General features: G+C 62.1%; 16 protein-coding genes and 1 pseudogene. 8 read left to right on the forward strand and 9 right to left on the reverse strand.

Annotation, left to right across the window (positions count from 1 at the left end):
- The first annotated feature begins 3 nt into the window (after positions 1 to 3).
- The 3 genes from ASD70_RS13190 to ASD70_RS13200 are packed head-to-tail and all read left to right on the forward strand — an operon-like array spanning position 4 to position 2,366.
- Complete coding sequence (locus tag ASD70_RS13190) at positions 4 to 825, forward strand: molybdenum cofactor biosynthesis F family protein (protein WP_056846664.1); 822 nt, start codon at positions 4 to 6, stop codon at positions 823 to 825.
- A complete protein-coding gene (locus ASD70_RS13195) occupies positions 818 to 1,621 on the forward strand; it encodes an SDR family NAD(P)-dependent oxidoreductase (protein ID WP_046068800.1) in 804 nt (267 codons plus the stop codon). Before ASD70_RS13190 ends, ASD70_RS13195 begins: the two co-directional genes overlap by 8 nt.
- Positions 1,611 to 2,366 carry an SDR family oxidoreductase gene (locus tag ASD70_RS13200; protein WP_056846665.1) on the forward strand — a complete coding sequence of 252 codons (756 nt, stop codon included), beginning with the start codon at positions 1,611 to 1,613 and terminating at the stop codon, positions 2,364 to 2,366. Before ASD70_RS13195 ends, ASD70_RS13200 begins: the two co-directional genes overlap by 11 nt.
- Positions 2,367 to 2,501: 135 nt before the next feature.
- Here the strand turns inward: ASD70_RS13200 and feaR are convergent, their stop codons facing one another.
- From feaR to ASD70_RS13215, 3 genes are all read right to left on the reverse strand, one after another.
- A complete protein-coding gene (feaR, locus tag ASD70_RS13205) occupies positions 2,502 to 3,443 on the reverse strand; it encodes a transcriptional regulator FeaR (protein WP_056846666.1) in 942 nt (313 codons plus the stop codon).
- A gap of 114 nt (positions 3,444 to 3,557) precedes the next feature.
- On the reverse strand, positions 3,558 to 4,124 hold the full coding sequence (locus tag ASD70_RS13210) for a DUF3156 family protein (RefSeq protein WP_056846667.1): 567 nt from the start codon (positions 4,122 to 4,124) through the stop codon (positions 3,558 to 3,560).
- Complete coding sequence (locus ASD70_RS13215) at positions 4,087 to 5,586, reverse strand: APC family permease (protein ID WP_056846668.1); 1,500 nt, start codon at positions 5,584 to 5,586, stop codon at positions 4,087 to 4,089. The genes ASD70_RS13210 and ASD70_RS13215 overlap by 38 nt, the downstream gene beginning before the upstream one ends.
- Before the next feature lie 217 nt (positions 5,587 to 5,803).
- Between ASD70_RS13215 and ASD70_RS13220 the strand changes: the two genes are divergently transcribed.
- Positions 5,804 to 7,126, forward strand: a complete 1,323-nt coding sequence (locus ASD70_RS13220) for a hypothetical protein (RefSeq protein WP_056846669.1) — start codon at positions 5,804 to 5,806, stop codon at positions 7,124 to 7,126.
- Positions 7,127 to 7,158: 32 nt separating this feature from the next.
- On the opposite strand, the pseudogene ASD70_RS13225 reads toward ASD70_RS13220, so the two are convergent.
- A pseudogene (locus ASD70_RS13225) lies at positions 7,159 to 7,632 on the reverse strand (flavin reductase family protein); the annotation flags it as partial.
- A gap of 57 nt (positions 7,633 to 7,689) precedes the next feature.
- Positions 7,690 to 8,859, reverse strand: a complete 1,170-nt coding sequence (locus ASD70_RS13230; protein ID WP_056846671.1) for a p-hydroxyphenylacetate 3-hydroxylase oxygenase component — start codon at positions 8,857 to 8,859, stop codon at positions 7,690 to 7,692.
- 235 nt (positions 8,860 to 9,094) lie between these two features.
- On the opposite strand from ASD70_RS13230, the gene ASD70_RS13235 reads away from it, so the two are divergent.
- Entirely contained in the window at positions 9,095 to 10,582 is a 1,488-nt protein-coding gene (locus ASD70_RS13235) for an aldehyde dehydrogenase family protein (protein WP_056846672.1), read from the forward strand.
- Positions 10,583 to 11,123: 541 nt separating this feature from the next.
- Entirely contained in the window at positions 11,124 to 11,399 is a 276-nt protein-coding gene (locus ASD70_RS13240) for a DUF6124 family protein (RefSeq protein WP_032880349.1), read from the forward strand.
- A 191-nt stretch (positions 11,400 to 11,590) separates the two neighbouring features.
- Here ASD70_RS13240 and ASD70_RS13245 read toward each other — a convergent pair whose 3' ends face one another.
- The 4 genes from ASD70_RS13245 to ASD70_RS13260 form a co-directional block, all read right to left on the reverse strand.
- Positions 11,591 to 12,523, reverse strand: coding sequence for a pyridoxamine 5'-phosphate oxidase family protein (locus tag ASD70_RS13245; RefSeq protein WP_056846673.1), 933 nt, complete (start codon positions 12,521 to 12,523; stop codon positions 11,591 to 11,593).
- A gap of 79 nt (positions 12,524 to 12,602) precedes the next feature.
- The gene (locus tag ASD70_RS13250) at positions 12,603 to 13,487 is read right to left on the reverse strand and encodes a LysR family transcriptional regulator (RefSeq protein WP_056846674.1); all 885 of its coding nucleotides are present in this window, start codon (positions 13,485 to 13,487) and stop codon (positions 12,603 to 12,605) included.
- On the reverse strand, positions 13,487 to 14,407 hold the full coding sequence (locus ASD70_RS13255; protein WP_056846736.1) for a LysR family transcriptional regulator: 921 nt from the start codon (positions 14,405 to 14,407) through the stop codon (positions 13,487 to 13,489). Before ASD70_RS13255 ends, ASD70_RS13250 begins: the two co-directional genes overlap by 1 nt.
- A 16-nt stretch (positions 14,408 to 14,423) precedes the next feature.
- Complete coding sequence (locus ASD70_RS13260) at positions 14,424 to 15,056, reverse strand: glutathione S-transferase family protein (protein ID WP_056846675.1); 633 nt, start codon at positions 15,054 to 15,056, stop codon at positions 14,424 to 14,426.
- A 215-nt stretch (positions 15,057 to 15,271) separates the two neighbouring features.
- On the opposite strand from ASD70_RS13260, the gene ASD70_RS13265 reads away from it, so the two are divergent.
- Both ASD70_RS13265 and ASD70_RS13270 read left to right on the forward strand, forming a co-directional pair.
- Complete coding sequence (locus ASD70_RS13265; protein WP_056846676.1) at positions 15,272 to 16,348, forward strand: aldo/keto reductase; 1,077 nt, start codon at positions 15,272 to 15,274, stop codon at positions 16,346 to 16,348.
- A gap of 72 nt (positions 16,349 to 16,420) precedes the next feature.
- Positions 16,421 to 16,663: a hypothetical protein gene (locus tag ASD70_RS13270; protein ID WP_052501140.1), complete on the forward strand. Its 243-nt coding sequence runs from the start codon at positions 16,421 to 16,423 to the stop codon at positions 16,661 to 16,663.
- The last annotated feature ends 104 nt before the right edge of the window (positions 16,664 to 16,767 follow it).

Consider the following 16,767-nt stretch of genomic DNA (forward strand, 5'->3'; position numbering starts at 1 on the left):
GCCATGACGAGTACTTCTGACTGGATCACCGTGGGTGCCCTGGCCGACGGTTTTGCACCCGAGGCGTTCATTCTGCCAAACCTTGCCGACCTGGCCGGCCAGACCTTCACCTTGCACTTCGCCAATGGCTGGCAGATCGAACACCGTTTCGAGCAGGAGCGCCTGGCCTGGCACGCTGCCGATGGTCACTCCAGCGGCAGCGCAGCCTACCGCGCCAGTTCGATTCGCCCGGGTCTGTACCTGGTGGATTTCATCAAGCACGAGGCCGGGCAAAGCTGGTCGATCAGCCTGGTGCTGGACACGCCGAATGCGTCGTTTACCGCCGTGATTGGCCGTCTGCCGGATCAGGCAGACACCCATGAAGGGCTCTATCACCGCGCCCTGGCCGGCAAGCCGCTGACCTCGGTGCACGCCGACTTCCTCCACGGCAGCCTCGACCGGCCCTGGCAGGACGGCCACTGCCTGCACGCGCCGACCGACGAGCTGGTGGGCCTGCGCAACCAGTATCGCTATAGCCCCAGCGAAGTCTACGAGCACATCTACCTCAACCCGCAGTTCTACGCCTGGCAATGCCTTGAGGGTGTGGAGAAAGGCTTGTGCGACACCGACCGCTGCCATTACTACAAGATCGCCGAGCAGCTGTACCTGTTCGTCTGGCAGGAGAAGATCGTGCCCACCCTCGGCCTGGTGCTGATCGACCTGCAACAACACCGCAGCGACGGCAAGATCTTCGGCTATGCGGGGGCATCCTTCGACGCGCTGTCGAACTTCCCGATCAGTTCCTATTGCCAGGTGCTCAACCGCACGGAGTACCCCCGTGACTGAGGCGCGCACGGTAGTGATCACCGGGGCCGGCACCGGCATCGGCGCCGCCTGTGCCCGGCTGTACGCGCAGGAAGGCGCACGGCTGGTACTGATCGGCCGGCGCCGSGAGCCACTGGAACAGGTGGCGCAGGCCAGCGGCGGCCTGATCCTGGTGGGCGATGCCGCCTGCCCCGACACCTGGGATGGTTTTATCCGCGAGATTCACGCCCACTACGGGCGTATCGACGTGCTGCTGGCGTGTGCCGGCGGTCATGGCCTGGGCAGCGCGACCCAGACCAGCCCGTCTACGTGGGAAGCGGCGCTGCGCAGTAACCTGGACAGCGCGTTCTACAGTGCCCGCGCCTGCCTGCCGCTGTTGCGGGAAAGCGCCGGCAGTATCGTGCTGATCGGCTCCATTGCCTCCCTCGCAGCAGGGCCCGAGGTGTGCGGCTACACCACGGCCAAACATGCGTTGCTCGGGCTTAATCGCTCGCTGGCACGGGACTACGGCCCCCACGGCGTGCGCGTGAACGCGGTGTGCCCGGGCTGGGTGCACACGCCGATGGCCGATGCCGAGATGCAGCCGTTGATGGAGGCGCACGGCGACACCTTGCAGCAGGCGTACGAGCGCGTGTGTGCCGATGTACCCCTGCGCCGTGCCGCCCGGGCCGAAGAGATCGCCAAGGTATGCCGCTTCCTGGCCGGCGACGACGCATCGATCATTACCGGGGCGACCTTGGTGGCGGACGGTGGGTCCAGCATCGTCGACGTGCCGACGCTGGCGTTTACGCGCCTGGAGCCTGCCCATGCCCAATGATCTGGATTTCAGCGGCCAAGTTGCGCTGGTCACCGGCGGCGCCCAGGGGATTGGCCTGGGCATCGTCGAAGCCTTTGCCCAACGCGGTGCGCGGGTGGTGATTGCTGATCGCCTGCTTGAACAAGCTGAAAGGGTGGCCGCTGGGTTGTGCGCGCAGGGCTATCAGGTCGAGGCCGTGGGCGTTGACCTGGCGCAAGCCGAGGCGGTGTTCGCCTGCGTTCAAGGGTTGGCGCAACTGGATATTCTGGTGCACAACGCTGGCTATTTCCCGCTGACCGCGTTCGCTGACATCACCCCGCAGATCCTGCAACGCACCTTGGCGGTAAACCTTTCGGCGCTGTTCTGGCTGACCCAGGCGGCGTTACCGATGTTTCGTGAGCAAGGCCGGGGTTGCGTGCTGGTGACGTCTTCGGTCACCGGCAATCGGGTGGGTTATCCGGGACTGAGCCACTATGCGGCGTCAAAGGCGGGGGTGAATGGGTTTATCCGTAATGCTGCACTGGAGTTGGCGCCGTTGAGTGTGCGGGTCAATGGCGTGGAACCGGGCATGATCGCCACGCCGGCGATGAGCAACCTGGGCGATACCGCGTTGAACGACAGCATCGCCAACCGCGTGCCACTGGGGCGTTTGGGCGCGGCTGCGGATATTGCCGGCGCGATGTTGTTTCTGGCTTCTGACCTGGCTGGCTATATCACCGGGCAGACCTTGGTGGTAGACGGTGGCTCCACCCTGCCCGAAATCTGAATCTTAACTCGGTCCAATGTGGGAGGGGGCTTGCTCCCGATAGCGCTGTTTCAGCTACACATGTGCTGGCTGACACACTGCTATCGGGAGCAAGCCCCCTCCCACATTGGATCTCATGCACATTGAAGAAGCTGTTTATGCCCCCACCGCCTGCAACCGGCTGGAGCGAAAATCCTTGGGCGACACTTCGAACTGTTTCTTGAATGATCGGCTGAAATGCGCCGAGTCGGTAAAGCCCCATTTGTAGGCAATCGAGGTGATCGATTCACTGCGCAGGAACGGGTTGGTCAAGTCGTCCGCACTGCGCTTGAGCCGCGCCCGCTGGATATAGCGGCAGACGCTGTCGTCCTGCTCCTCGAACAAACGGTAGAGGTGCCGCACCGAGATATTCAGGCGGTTGGCCAGGCCAATCGGGCTCAGGCCAGGTTGGCCCAGTGACTCGTCGATGACTTTTTGCACATAGCTGCGCAGGTTATTGCCCTGCAACGAGGCCACACCTTCGTGGCACTCATCGCCCTGCTCCAGCGCCGACCCCAACAGTGATACGAAGGCCGTTTGCAGTGCTTCCACTTCCGTGGCGTTGTCTTCGGTGTCGTCCTTGCACAATTGATCCATCAGCACATGCAACATGCGCCCACAGGCCTTGGTCGATGAAATCTTGCCAAAGGCCCGCCCCTTGCCGCGCAGGTGCTTGCACACCTCAGTGCGCGAGAGGGACAACGAGGCGTGTTCGATCAAGCCGAAGGGAGTGATTTCGATAGAGCCTACCGAGTCCATCAGCAGCATCTCGCCAGGGGCCAGTTGCACGGTCTGGTCGTTCTGGGTGATCTGCGCATAGCCGCTGCGCTGGCTGACCAGGAAACATTCCTGGTCGTTGTCGTGGTCGGCATGGTGCGTGAGGCGCTTGATCAGCCCGGCATTGGTGCGCAGGATGGCCAGGCCACGGGGCAGGTTGTGAATCTCGCCGATAAACAGCGAACGGTTGAAGGCCAGTTCGGTGTCGAAGTGGCCGCACGCGGCGCGCAGTTCGCGGTTCCAGCTGTCGAGCCCGTCGGGTGCATGCTGTGGGATGCTCATGGGGTGTCTCCGCAGTGGCGTTCTTTTTGTTGTTCTGGTGCAATAGTTAACATGTTATCTATATGCGCGCAACAACAACTCGTTTGGCCTTTGCAGAAGCACTAATGATGCCAATCAGAGATTCGACAGTACCCGCTTCATGCCAGCCAACGCCGCCAGTAAATAGTTGCGTTGCTCCGGGCTTACAGCGATATAACGCCGAAACGCCGGCATGCGGTTGACCACTTCGCTCCCGCCCATATGCTCCAGGCGCACGCACCATTGCCGGTCCTTGAGGTCGATACGCAGACGCTTGAAATCCAGGGGCATCAGCGCTTCGAATAACCCTTTGTCCGCCAGCAAACGCGCCTGCAACTCAGGCCCCAGGGCCTGGTTGCCAGAACGTTGCCGCACGCGGATGCCGTTGCGCCGAATAGCCCCGCCATGGTGCACCTCGAAGCTGCCCGCCCCTGAGGTAGGCGTGGGTACGTGCAACACGAACTCCGTCATGACCAGATGCATCAACAACTGCGATTCGGTGCGCTCGACCAGCTCAAATACCGCCCCGCCCACGTCGAGTTTCGCCAGGCCAAGATCACGCCGCAAGCGCGCCAGGGTCACCCCGGGTCGATAGCCGCTCGGTGCGCGATCAGCGCTGAACAGTTCAAACAGTTTTTGCCGCAAAGTCGCTATAAGGCTCATGGGCATGTCCCGGTTCATGACTGAATTCCTTGGCCAACACCTCCGCGACGCAAGCGGGCTTGAAGGGGTTGACCTTCTGTACCACCAAGGTCCAGAACAACGCGTAGGTCGCCGTTACGCCAAGCATCACTCCAAATGGCACGTAGATGTCGGCAGGGTTCATGCCGGGCGGGGTGATAAACCACATGCCCAGCAGGATGCCGATGCTCGACACGACCTGCGGCAGCGGGAACCACGGCGATCGGTACGCCCGGGGCAAATCCGGACGGCGAATGCGCAGGATCACCACAGACAGCGTCACCAGCAGGTAGGCAAAACTCCACGCGCACACCGCCGCCAGCACCAGATGCATGATGTTGTCGGTGTTGCCGCCCAGGTACAGCGCATGCAGGCACGGGATCAGCATGGCCACCAGGATGCACAACAGCGGTGTCTTGAAGCGCGGGTGCAGGTAGGTGAACACCTTCGGTAACGCGCCATCCACCGCCATGCCATAGAGGATGCGCGGTACGCCAGCCATCAGGGTATTGATGGTTGCAGCGCCGGCGAACAGGAAGCCAATGCCCAGCCACAGCGGCCCGATCTGCCCCATCACCTGCTCGGCGAACCGGGGGATGGCCATGGGTGTGTCCAACAGGTGCACGCCGGAGGCGGCGTCGAGCACCACGTTTGCCACCTGGCGCTTCATCGCGGCGCCATAGATAAACATGCACGTCGCCACGCCCATCAGCCCGAGCATCATCGCCCGTGGCATCACCTTGGCCGATTGGCGCAGGTCCGGCGCCAGCGGGGTGACGAACTCGCAGCCGACGAACATGAACATCGCCATGCCCACCAGCGACAACACGGTGACCAGGTCAGTGCCCACCAGCGATTCCCCGAACCAGCCGTCCAGTTGCACCGCTGGCGCGGCGATCAAGCCCAGCACGCCGAACACCATCAGGGTGGTCCACATGCCGAACGTAAGGATGATCTCTGCGCGGCCAAAGGCGCTGACCCCGAAAGCATTCAGCACCCCGAACACCAGCACGAACCCCACGCCCAGCAACCACGAGCCGCCGGCCGATTCTGCCAGGGTATTGAGGTGTTCGAAGTTCACCAGCGCCATCACCCCGGCGAGGATGGTTTCGGCAGTGCCGGCGAACACATGCACGATCAGATACGCCGACAGGGTGCCGGTGATCGCGAAGAACCGGCCCATGCCGCAATTGATGTAGTCGTACACCGAACCGGTGGTGGGCAGCATCGACGCGGCCTCGGCGAAGGTGGTCGCCTGGGCCAGCATCATCACCACGGCGATCAGCATTGCCAGGGCAAACGCACTTCCGCCGATGCCGAAGCCCATGGTGGCGGTAAGAATCACCGGGCTGGCCATGATCAGGCCAATGGTGCTGGCCAACGCGGTGGGGAAACCTACCGTGCCTCGGTTGAGGTGCGCGGTGAGTCGGTCGTTGATCGACATGGTGGGGTCCTCGAAAGCGGTTTTTTTAGTGTGTCGGCACTCTGCGCCCCACCCGCGTTGATCGTCTTGCCCCTGTCTGCCGCTGGTTTTGTAGCTGCCTGCCACGGCGTAGCACCTGGCGGCCAGGGTCAATTCCCTGGCACGCATGGCAAAGACTTGGCTTGACGCCCCTCGCCCTAATGCGCCCTCACTCTTAACCAAGATGGGGACAATAACAATGGAGCACACACTGAAAAACCGCCGTCTACGCCAAGCGGTCGTCATAGGCGTCGCGCTGTTGGCCGGGCAAGCTCATGCCGTCGAGTTGTACGCCGATGCCGACACCCAGGTTACGGGAAACTTCCTCGCTGTGTATGGGATGTTCAACAGTCCGAAAAATTACGACGGCCGCCGCGGCGGCTCCACCTGGCGCGAGGCGTTTATCAAGTACGGCCTGAGCGTCGAGCAAAACCTGGGTAGCCTGGGCGGCGTCTATGGCACGGCCAACCTGGTGAGTTCCGGCACCTGGGGCGATGGCGATGCATCCGGGGTCACCAACGGCACCGAGCGCACCACCAAGTTTGACGAAGCCTTCGCTGGCTGGCGCTCCGGCGAGCTGTTCCCGGCACTGGGCACAGACGGTGTAGACCTGTCGTTCGGCCGCCAGGTCATCATGCTGGGCGACGGTTTTATCATCAACGACGACGGCCCCAACCTCGGTAATGGCGTGGGCGATGGGGAGTTCAACCGCGGCGGCGCCTACTACATCGCTGCACGCCATGCATTCGACAAGACCGCGGTCATTCGCCTGGGCGGCAAGGATGGCGTGCATGGCAGCCTGATGTGGATCAAGTCCGACAACCGCGCCCAAGCCAGAACCGAAATGGCTGCGGGCACCCTGGAATACAGCGCCGCCCCGGGCACCCTGGGGCTCACCTATATACACGGGATCGACGTGGATGAGCGTTTCGCTACCGACCTGCAACGCCAGCGCAAAGGCATGAACCTCTACAGCCTGCGCGGTGCCGGCAGTGCCGGCATCGACAACGCCCACTTCGCCTTCGAACTGGCCCGCCAGGACCGACGCGACAGCCAGCAGAACGCTGGGTACGCCGAAGCCGGCTACACCTTCGCCGACCTGCCCTGGTCGCCGGACCTTACCTACCGCTACGCCCGTTATTCAAAAAACTGGGACGGCATGTTCGCAGGCTTCAACCGCGGCTATGGCACCTGGGTACAGGGCGAAGTGGCGGGCAACTATTCCGGCCCCTACAACAGCAACACAGCGGTGCAACACGTGGCGCTCAAGGTCAAGCCGCTGGAGAACCTCACCCTCGGCGCATTGTTCTTCGACTACAACACCGTCAGCACTCGCGGCCAGTTGAACCTCGATGGCCGCGAACTGGACCTGTACGCCGAATGGGCGGTGAACGAGCACCTGATCATCACGCCGTTGCTGGGCCTGTACAAACCCGACAAAGATGCCGACACCGGCGGTAACCAGGTCGGCGGCAGCGGTACCAATGTCTACAGTCAGCTGGTGGTGGCCGTACCGTTCTGACCCCCCTCGGGCGCGCACGGAGGCAGCGCCCGCACCTCGGCATAGGCGCCTTGATGATAGAGCAGCGGCGCACGGCCAAAGTCGTCGAAGGCCACCACCTTACCGATCATGATCCAGTGGTCGCCGCCATCGATCTGCTGGTATTTCTCGCAGTGAAAGCGCGCCGAGCAATCGGCGAACACTGGCGAGCCGCCCTCCCCCGGCTCGTATTCGATCAGGGCGAAGCGATCTTCACGGGGGCGCGCAAAGTTGTCGGACAGGTGCACCTGGTCGGCCGCCAACACATTCACGGCAAAGTGGCTGGCCTCCTCGAACACCTCATGGCTATTGGAGCGTTTGTCGATGCTCCACAGCACCAGCGGCGGGTCGAGGGACACCGAGTTGAAACTGTTGGCGGTCACGCCCACCTTGCGCCCGGAAGCGGTGGCGGCGGTGACCACGGTCACGCCGGTGGCGAAGTTGCCCAGGGCGCGGCGAAAGGCACGTGGGTCGAAAATGTCAGACATGCAAGACTCCCGGGTGGCGTCTATTGGCCGCCCTGATGGTTATGGAGGAATACGCGACTACACCATGCTCGGGTCGGGCTCCAGGCCCATCAGCTCACGGCCGAGGATCTGCGCGCAGACGTCGTAGTCGGTGTAGGCATGGGCGCCGGTCATATGGGAATCGCGGAACAGGCGCTGCATCTCGTTATGTTCGAACCAGGCATTGCCACCCGCGGCGGCGAACAGGCGATCCACCGCTTCGATGCACATTTTGGTGGCATAGGCCTGATTGGTGCGCCAGAACGCCAGGGTCTGGCGCGTCGGGTAACGTTGGGCGGCGCTGTGCTCGGCGTGTTCCTGCCAGGTCTTCTCCAGGAACGCCCGGGCGGCGGCCACCTGATGGGTGGACTCGGCCAGGCGCATCAACGCCGGGGTGGCGGCGCCCACAGCGGCACCGGTGTAGGCGCGCACCCGGGTCTTGGTTTTTTCGCGGAACACGTCGAGCATGCGCTCGGCCACACCAAGGCTGACGGTGGAAAAGCCACTGGCGAAATACGGTCGATAAGGCGCGTAGAAAATCTGGCTGTCGGGGTAGAGGCCAAAGCCTGCGGACTTGCCCTCCATCATGTCCTTGGCCTTCTGGATACGGTGCTCGGGCACCCAGGCGTTGTCGATAATCAAGGTTTTGGTGCCGCTGCCTTTCATGCCGGCAGCGAACCAGTCGTCGCGAATCTGATAGTCACTGCGCGGCAGCACGGCAAAGCAGTAATCCTGGGTGCCTTCGGCATTCTGGCGGCGGCAGCCGACAATTGCCCACTCACCATGGTCGCAGCCGCTGCTCCAGCCCATCTCGCCGCTGAAGTACACGCCGCCTTCGCCCTCGGTGACCCGACCAAACGGCGCAATACTGCTGCTGGCCGTGGCATCCGGGTTGGCACCCCAGATTTCCTCCTGCAACCGAGCCGAGAACAGCGCCAACTGATGGCTATGGGTGCACAACAAACTCATGGCCCAGGCGGTGCTGGCACAACTGCCGGCAAGCAAGGCGATGCAGTCGGCGAATTCGGGCAATGACAGCTCGAGTCCGCCGTACGCCTTGGGCTGAAAGGCGCGGTGCAGGCCGATGCTTTTGAGCAAGGCGATATTCTCATCCGGCACTTGGCGCAGCTGTTCGGCGCGGCTGGCATTGGCGGCGATGGCCGGCAGGAGGGGCTTGAGGTCTTCGAGGAGCGGGTTTGGCTTTTTCATGGACAGCCCTGCTTATTATTGGAAGTCCGGCAGGCGCTCCAGATCGCGGAACGGCGCGGGATGCAGGGCCAGTATCGAACGGCTCACGCAGGCGGAGAATGCACATTCGGCAGGCAAACTTGTACTTTTCACAGGTGCGGCAGGCACAGGCATAAAACCTGGCAGGCACAGTCAAGCCGATTATCGGTGCGTTGGTTACTCTCGGGTTTTCTTTATGAACTGCCAGGAACCTGCCATGAGCGATATCCCGCTGCTGCCCCAAGTCGAAGCCTTTCTGCGTCGCCGCCATGGGGTGTTTATCGACGGTGTCAACGTGCGCAGCCACGCCACTGAAAGCCTGAGCGTGACCAACCCCGCCAACGGCCAGGTGATCGCCGAAGTCGCCGATGCTGACCTGGCCGATATCGACGCAGCGGTCGCGTCCGCCAACCGCGGTTTCCAACTGTGGTCCCAGGCCGCCCCCGCCACCCGTGGCAACGTGCTGCTGAAACTGGCCGATCTGCTGGAACAGCACCGTGAAGAACTGGCGCAGATCGAAACCTGCCAGTCGGGCAAGATCATCCAGATTTCCCGCGCTTTCGAGGTCGACCAGGCCGCGCACTTCCTGCGCTACTACGCTGGCTGGGCCACCAAGCTCAGCGGCCATACCCTGACCCCATCCCTGCCTTCATTCAATGGCGAGCGCTACACCGCCTTTACCCTGCGCGAGCCGGTGGGCGTGGTGGTTGGCATCGTGCCGTGGAATTTCTCGACCATGATCGCCATCTGGAAACTCGCCTCGGCGCTGGTGACCGGCTGCAGCATCATCATCAAGCCCAGCGAATTCACGCCTTTGACCCTGCTGCGCATCGCTGAACTGGCCATCGACGCCGGGCTGCCGGCGGGTGTGCTCAATGTGCTCACCGGCGGCGGCCATGTCGGCAAGGGGCTGGTGGAACACCCCGGCACGCACAAGGTTTCATTCACCGGCTCAGTGCCCACCGGCATCGCCGTCGGCCGCAGCGCCATGGGCGCCGGCATCACCCGTGCGACCCTGGAACTGGGCGGCAAGAATGCCGCCGGCTTCCTGCCCGATATGGACGTGGACAAGGCAGTGGACGGCATCATCGAAGCGGGCTTCTTGCACTCGGGGCAAATCTGCGCGGCGGCCGAACGCTTTTTCGTGCACCGCTCGCAAATCGACGCCGTGCTGGAAAAACTCAAGACGCGCCTCGGCCGCCTGAACATTGGCTCCCCCTTGGACGAACACACCGAATTCGGCCCGGTCACACACCAGCAGCACCAGCACAAACTGCTCGGCTACTTCAACCAGGCCCGCGCCGAAAACAACACGATCATCCACGGCGGCCACCTTATCGACCGCCCCGGTTGCTACGTCGAACCCACGGTGATCCTCGCCAACCACCTGCACGACACCCTGCTCAACGAAGAAACCTTCGGCCCCATCGCCACCTTCCTGCCCTACGACGACGAAGACGAGCTGCTGGCGCTGATGAACCACGGGCCCTATGGGCTGAGCGCCAGCCTGTGGACCAACGATTTGGGCAAGGCCCTGCGCATGATCCCGGCGATCAAGGCGGGCACCTTGTGGGTGAACATGCACACCTTGCTCGACCCGGCAGTGCCGTTTGGTGGGTGCCGGTCTTCGGGGGTTGGGCGGGAGTTTGGCAGTGCGTTTATTGAGGATTACACCGAGCTTAAGTCGGTGATGATTCGGTATTGAATGGGGTAGCGCACATCTGGTTTGGTGTACACCGACCCCATGTGGGAGGGGCGATGCGACGATTCGACTTGCTCCCGATGGCGGTGGGTCAGTCACAGATGTATTGACTGACACGGCCTCATCGGGAGCAAGCCCCCTCCCACATTTGGATCGCATTGCATCAGTGAGATAGCTGTCGTTTTCAGCCCCAGCGCCTGCGCCTCCATCTTGATCAACCTTCCGGCAACTACCACCCGCCGACGTTGATCCAAGGAGTGAGTTCATCAGATCGCTCTTACACAAACTTCGGGTTGCGTCCGATGAGCCTCACCGCTAACCTTCGCGGGTCGCTGCAAATTCAGCGAATGGGTGTGGTAGCCCAGTTCTTTCATAGACCCCAAAACGCTCAAGGGCGTTTTTTTGTGCGGGCTGCTTTGTGGCGGCTGTGCATGGGAGGCTTCGGCCTGCCGGGTTTCTATGACCGGTCTACCACCCCGTGTACAGTCGCCTCCTTACTTCGTGTGGTAGCGAAATGGAGGTGCTCATTCATAGGAGCTTCGCCATGAAGAAAGTCACACCCAATCCCCCGCCATCCCCCTCGGATGACAACCCACAACTACCTCCCGATGTCATTTTCACCGTCCGCCCCGGACTCAGCACTGAAGCCGCCTTGAGCAATGCCAGCGAAATGCTGGAGTCAGCGACTGTCTGTGCCTACGACTGTGCCGAACAGCTTGACGGCCAGAGCCGCAAGCATGTGCTGGCGGTGGTGCAGATGATTGAGATTGCGCAGTTGCTGGTCGATGAAGCGCTGAACCGGGAATGCCCGGCGGCCTGATGAACAAACGCAAACCCAACAGGCAATGACGTTCTCTGTGGGAGGGGGCTTGCTCCCGATGGCTTTGGGTCAGTCACAGATGTGCTGACTGGCACCACCTCATCGGGAGCAAGTCGAATCGTCGCACCGCCCCTCCCACATTTGATCTCACTGCATCAGTGAGGTAGTTGTGCCAGGGAGAGCGTGCCAGGCTACCAGGTGCCCATTGCCAGGCTGTGCGGTGAAAACTCTGCGAACTGCCAGCGCAGTGCCAATGCTGCCGGACGGCGGACCACGTGCTCCACCGTCACCGTCCACAAGCGCTGCGCGCCCTCGAACTCGGCCACTGGCGGCCCGCTGAGAATCAATGATGTACGCCCCGCCACGTGCAGCACGTCGCCGGTTTCAAAATCGACAAACAGCAACCCCGCTACCGGGTTGGCGTGCAGGTTACCGAGGGTGTTGAAGAACAGGTTGCCGGCAAAATCAGGGATGGTCAGCACGTTGCCTTCTACCCGCACAAACCCCGTGTTGCCGCCGCGATGGGAAACGTCCACCGAGCGTTCGCCGTGCTGGTCCACGTAGCTGGCGACGAAGAAGGTGTCAGCGTTGCGGATCAGCGTTTGGGCGGCGGCGTCCAGGCTGGTGCTGCGCTCCGCTGTATCGCCAGGTTTGCGCGCAATCCCAGCGACAGGCCGCAGTTGGATGTACTTGGGGCAGTTGCCGAAGGTGTGCACCACGTTCACCGCAAAGCCGTCATGATCCAGCGCTCCGATCCGACCGTTCATGCGGTTGCGACGCCGGGTGCCGAGGTCGATGCCCAGCAGGCCAACGGACGCGCCACGAGTGATGCCAGCCCAGGCCGGGTCGCTTCTGGCGGGCAGGCTGTCGATTTGCAGCGCCTGTGGATCCGGTGAATGGGCAAACCCTGGCGCGCCCTCCAGCATGGTCGCCCAGGGGATACCTTGTTCGTCCACCACACCCAGAATGAGGTAAGGCAACAACGGATAAAAATCACGATGCTGCTCGGGCAAATAATCACGAATGACCTTCGGCCCGATCATGGCCATGCGTTCGGCGACGCCTGCACTTTCCTGCAATTGCCGTTCGCCGACATGCCAAGGGGATTGTTCGATCGAGTTCATGGCGATCACCTCTGGTTGGATAACCGAATGCTGCGCCTACCCAACCCTGCAGAGAATGCCCACCCTGGGCAATCCACTATTACGCCAACTGAAATGCCGGATGTTCGCGCAACGCGGTGACGCAGTAGTCGACAAAACTGCGCACGCGCATGGGCGCATGGCGGCCTTCGCGGTAGATCACATGCACCGGCAGCGGCGGCATTTCAAAGGCCGGCAAGACACGACGCAGTTGGCCATTTATGAGGTGATCATGAACCGGATAACTGAGGCAACGAATCACCCCCGCGCCCTGCACCGCCGCATTGATCGCGCCTTGCACCGTGGCGCAACTGAGGCGGGCGCGGGCGTTGAGGGTGTAATGCAGGAAATCCCATCGCAGCGCTTCGGCGCTGGCAATCAGATGATGTTGCTTGAGGTCGGCCGGATGCCGGGGCTCGCCTTTGGCCGCCAAATACGTGGGGCTGGCGCACAGCAGGGTGCGCACCTGGCCGACCTGCCGTGCAATCAGCGACGAGTTGGGCAGCTCACCCACCCACACCGCCACGTCAAAGCCCTCTTCGTGCAGGTTGGGGTAATAGTCGTGGTAGTTAGCGATGACACGCACCGCCGGATAGTGATCCATATAGCCAGCCAGCAGTGGCGCCATCACATAGCGGCTGAACAGCAACGGCAGGCATATCCGCAGGTTGCCCTGGGCGTGCACATGGGCGCCGTTGGCCGAGGCTTCGGCCGCGTCCACCGCTGCCAGCAGGCGTACACAGTCGGCAAGATAAGCCTGGCCTGCATCGGTGAGGTTGACCCCACGTGTGCTGCGCTGCAGCAACACCACCCGCAGGCGTGCCTCCAGGCGCGCAACCGCACGTACCAGGGTCGGGCCGGAGACCTGGGCACGGCGTGCCGCCGAGGCCAGGCTGGGTTGCCCGGCCAGCGCCGCAAACAGCTGCATATCGCGAAAGCGCTCCATCAGGCGCGCCGCTTCGTCGCCGGGTTCAGGGCCGGGTCCTGCCCGAGGCGATGGCTTAAGAAATCCACAAAGGTATTGACCTTGGCCGGTATGCGACCGTTTTGCTGGAACACCACGTGGATCGGCAGCGGCGCCGGTTCGAAAGCCTCCAGCACCAGCTCCAGCTCACCCGCCGCCACCGCTGCCGCGACTTGATACGACAGCACACGGGTCATGCCCCAGCCCAGGCGCGACAGGTTGATTGCGGCATTGTTCGCCGTAACGCTCAGACGCGGCTCAATGGCTATCTTCAGCGGCTGGCCGGCGTCGACGAACGTCCATTCACTGACCAGTTGGCTGGACGATGAGGTGACGATCTTGGCTTCTCGCAATTGCTCAGGCCGCTGCGGGCGCCCACGTTGGTCCAGATAAGCCGGCGATGCGCACACCACCCGGCGCACTTCGCCGACCTTGATCGCCTGCTGCCCGGGTTCGTGCAGATGGCCGATACGCACCGCTACATCGACGCCTTCATCGGCCATATTGACCACACGGTCGACCAGCAAGGCACTGATGTTCACCAGGGGGAACTGGTCCAGGTACTCCCCCAGCACAGGCGCCACATACAGCTCGCCAAACAGCACCGGTGCGGTCACTGTCAGGTGACCGCCGGGGATGGAGTAACTGCCCGCTGCCGCTTCCTCGGCCTCTTCCAGTTCGGCGAGGATGCGCCGGCAATCTTCCAGGTAACGCTGGCCGGCATCGGTCAGGTGCAGGCTGCGCGTGGTGCGTGCCAGCAGTTGCGTACCGATGCGCTGTTCCATAGCGGCAATGGCGCGGGTCACGCTGGGTGGCGAGGTCTTCAGGCGGCGTGCAGCAGCCGCAAAACCCTCCTCCTCGGCCACCGCCAGGAATACCTGCATCTCATGAAATCGGTCCATCGCCATCCCTTGATCGTTACTGTGATTGCAGCCCCACCGCCGTGCGCGGCATAGCGACAAACCCTGGCAAGGCTTCGATGCTGGCAAGCCAGGCACGCACCTCAGGGTAGTCGGCCAGCGACACGTTGCCTTCCGGCGCATGGGCCACGTAGGTATAGAACGCAATATCGGCAATGCTTGGCTGATCACCAGCCAGAAAACGGCTCTCGCCCAGCTGCTGCTCCATCACGTTCAGCAGGGCATAGGCTCGGTTGATTGCGCTGACAGTGTCCACCTCGGCGCCAAACACTGTGGCCAAGCGCGCCGTGGCGGGCCCCGCATGGAGTTGACCGGCGGCGGCCGACAGCCAGCGTTGGACCCGCGCTTGCCCGATGGGCTCGCTTGGCAACCAATGCCCTTTGCCATAGGTACTGGCAAGGTAGACCAAAATCGCATTGGAGTCGGCCAAGACAGTACCGCCATCATCGATCACCGGTACCTGGCCGAAGCAGTTGAGATTAGCAATGAATTCGGGCGTTTTATGCGCACCTTGCTTGAGGTCCACCAGGATAAATTCATTGGGCAAGCCCAGCAGGGACAACATCAGCTCGACCCGATGGGAGTGGCCGGACAATGGAAAACCATAAAGTTTGATCGCAGGCTGGGTCATGAAAGGCTCCAAAAGAATGGGTATCGACGCCAGGCATATTCCACTGCCGCCTCAGTCGGCGGAATGACCAGGATTTACAATCCAGCATTTCATTGGGCGAAACAATCACCTGTCCGAAATTCTCGGCGCCGGCGTCGCAATTTCATGAAAAAAATTCAAACTATCGTCCTCCCTATCGTTCACACCTTCACGTGCAACGTTAAGTAGGAGGCGACATGCAATACCGACAACTGGGTCATTCCGGCCTGCTGGTATCGGAAATCATCCTGGGCACCGTGCCCTTTGGCGGTCGTGCGGAGTTCGAAAAATGCGGCGCGGTGGACGTGCCCCTGGCCAAGCGTATGTTCGATATCGCGTTCGATGCCGGGGTAAATATGGTCGATACCGCTGACCTCTACTCCCACGGCCTGGCCGAAGAGGTGGTCGGCAAGGCCCTGGGTGACAAGCGCAACGATATCCTGCTGGCTACCAAGGGCCGCAGCCCGGTGGACAGCAACCCTAACAATTCCGGCTCATCGCGCTATCACCTGATCCGCGCCTGCGAAGCCAGCTTGAAGCGCTTGGGCACCGACCATATCGACCTTTACCAACTGCATAACTGGGACGGCATGACGCCGATCGAAGAGACTCTCGAAGCCCTGCGCCTGTTGGTCGGTTCGGGCAAGATCCGCTACTTCGGCACCAGCAACTTCACGGCCTGGCAGATGATGAAAACCCTGGGCAAGGCCGAGCTGCACGGCATGCTCAAGCCCATCACCCAGCAGATCTACTACACCCCGGAATCCCGTGAAGCCGAGTACGAATTGCTGCCGTTGGCCCTGGACCAGCACGTCGGTACTTTGGTATGGGGCCCGATGGGAGAAGGCCTGCTGACCGGCACGACCCGCCGCGGGCACAAGCCGCCACTCAATACCCGCCAGGGCAGCGGCTGGCCGGAACCCTATGTGCATGACCAGGAGCGTGCCCTGGACATTATCGAGACCCTCGCCGCCGTCGGGGATGAGCATGGCGTATCGGTCGCCCGTACCTGCCTGGCCTGGCTCAAGGATCGTCCAGGGATCACCTCGCTGATCGTCGGAGCGCGTACCGAAGAGCACCTGCGCGACAACCTCGCCGCCACTGAGCTGAAGCTGACCGAAGCACAATCGTCACGCATCGAGGCGGTCACCCGTCGCCAGCCGCTGTACCCCTACTGGCATCGCTTTACGGCCGGGATCGATCGTTTTGATCCTGCAGAACAGCCGTTCCTGGCCGAGCATCAAAAGACCATGGATGCGCGCAAAGACAAATAACAGTGCGGTTTAAAGGTGGGAACACACCCTTCCCACCTTTGGATCAAGTGCCCCCAGCAAAGGAGTCTGGCTTTGATCGCGCAAATCATGATCGCCGCCCTCGGCGTCGTCGCTATCTGGTTCAGCCAGAGCAAACGCTTGAAGGTACGCCGCTACGCCTGCCTGTTTGGCATGGCCGGCCAGCCGTTCTGGTTCTGGTCGTCGATCAATGCCGAGCAGTGGGGCATCGTCTTGCTCAGCTGTTTTTATACAGTGGCCTGGGCCAAGGGCATCAAGACCCATTGGATCGATCGCAAGGGTGATGGGCAAGGTTGATTTGCAATCGTGCGTCGCGCTGCCTATATTTGCGGCCTGGCGCTCTCCACGCCACCTTCCGCGGAAAGGGCTGCGCCCAGGACATCACAGCTCTACCTCATTTC

Source organism: Pseudomonas sp. Root569, from assembly GCF_001427465.1.
GTDB lineage: Bacteria > Pseudomonadota > Gammaproteobacteria > Pseudomonadales > Pseudomonadaceae > Aquipseudomonas > Aquipseudomonas synxantha.

What these genes read in the sequence shown, in the direction of transcription:
- ASD70_RS13190 (WP_056846664.1), top strand. Translation starts at nt 4, where the DNA reads ATGACGAGTACTTCTGACTGGATCACCGTGGGTGCCCTGGCCGACGGT.
- ASD70_RS13200 (WP_056846665.1), top strand. Translation starts at nt 1,611, where the DNA reads ATGCCCAATGATCTGGATTTCAGCGGCCAAGTTGCGCTGGTCACCGGC.
- feaR (WP_056846666.1), bottom strand. Translation starts at nt 3,443, where the DNA reads ATGAGCATCCCACAGCATGCACCCGACGGGCTCGACAGCTGGAACCGC.
- ASD70_RS13210 (WP_056846667.1), bottom strand. Translation starts at nt 4,124, where the DNA reads ATGAGCCTTATAGCGACTTTGCGGCAAAAACTGTTTGAACTGTTCAGC.
- ASD70_RS13215 (WP_056846668.1), bottom strand. Translation starts at nt 5,586, where the DNA reads ATGTCGATCAACGACCGACTCACCGCGCACCTCAACCGAGGCACGGTA.
- ASD70_RS13220 (WP_056846669.1), top strand. Translation starts at nt 5,804, where the DNA reads ATGGAGCACACACTGAAAAACCGCCGTCTACGCCAAGCGGTCGTCATA.
- ASD70_RS13230 (WP_056846671.1), bottom strand. Translation starts at nt 8,859, where the DNA reads ATGAAAAAGCCAAACCCGCTCCTCGAAGACCTCAAGCCCCTCCTGCCG.
- ASD70_RS13235 (WP_056846672.1), top strand. Translation starts at nt 9,095, where the DNA reads ATGAGCGATATCCCGCTGCTGCCCCAAGTCGAAGCCTTTCTGCGTCGC.
- ASD70_RS13240 (WP_032880349.1), top strand. Translation starts at nt 11,124, where the DNA reads ATGAAGAAAGTCACACCCAATCCCCCGCCATCCCCCTCGGATGACAAC.
- ASD70_RS13245 (WP_056846673.1), bottom strand. Translation starts at nt 12,523, where the DNA reads ATGAACTCGATCGAACAATCCCCTTGGCATGTCGGCGAACGGCAATTG.
- ASD70_RS13250 (WP_056846674.1), bottom strand. Translation starts at nt 13,487, where the DNA reads ATGGAGCGCTTTCGCGATATGCAGCTGTTTGCGGCGCTGGCCGGGCAA.
- ASD70_RS13255 (WP_056846736.1), bottom strand. Translation starts at nt 14,407, where the DNA reads ATGGACCGATTTCATGAGATGCAGGTATTCCTGGCGGTGGCCGAGGAG.
- ASD70_RS13260 (WP_056846675.1), bottom strand. Translation starts at nt 15,056, where the DNA reads ATGACCCAGCCTGCGATCAAACTTTATGGTTTTCCATTGTCCGGCCAC.
- ASD70_RS13265 (WP_056846676.1), top strand. Translation starts at nt 15,272, where the DNA reads ATGCAATACCGACAACTGGGTCATTCCGGCCTGCTGGTATCGGAAATC.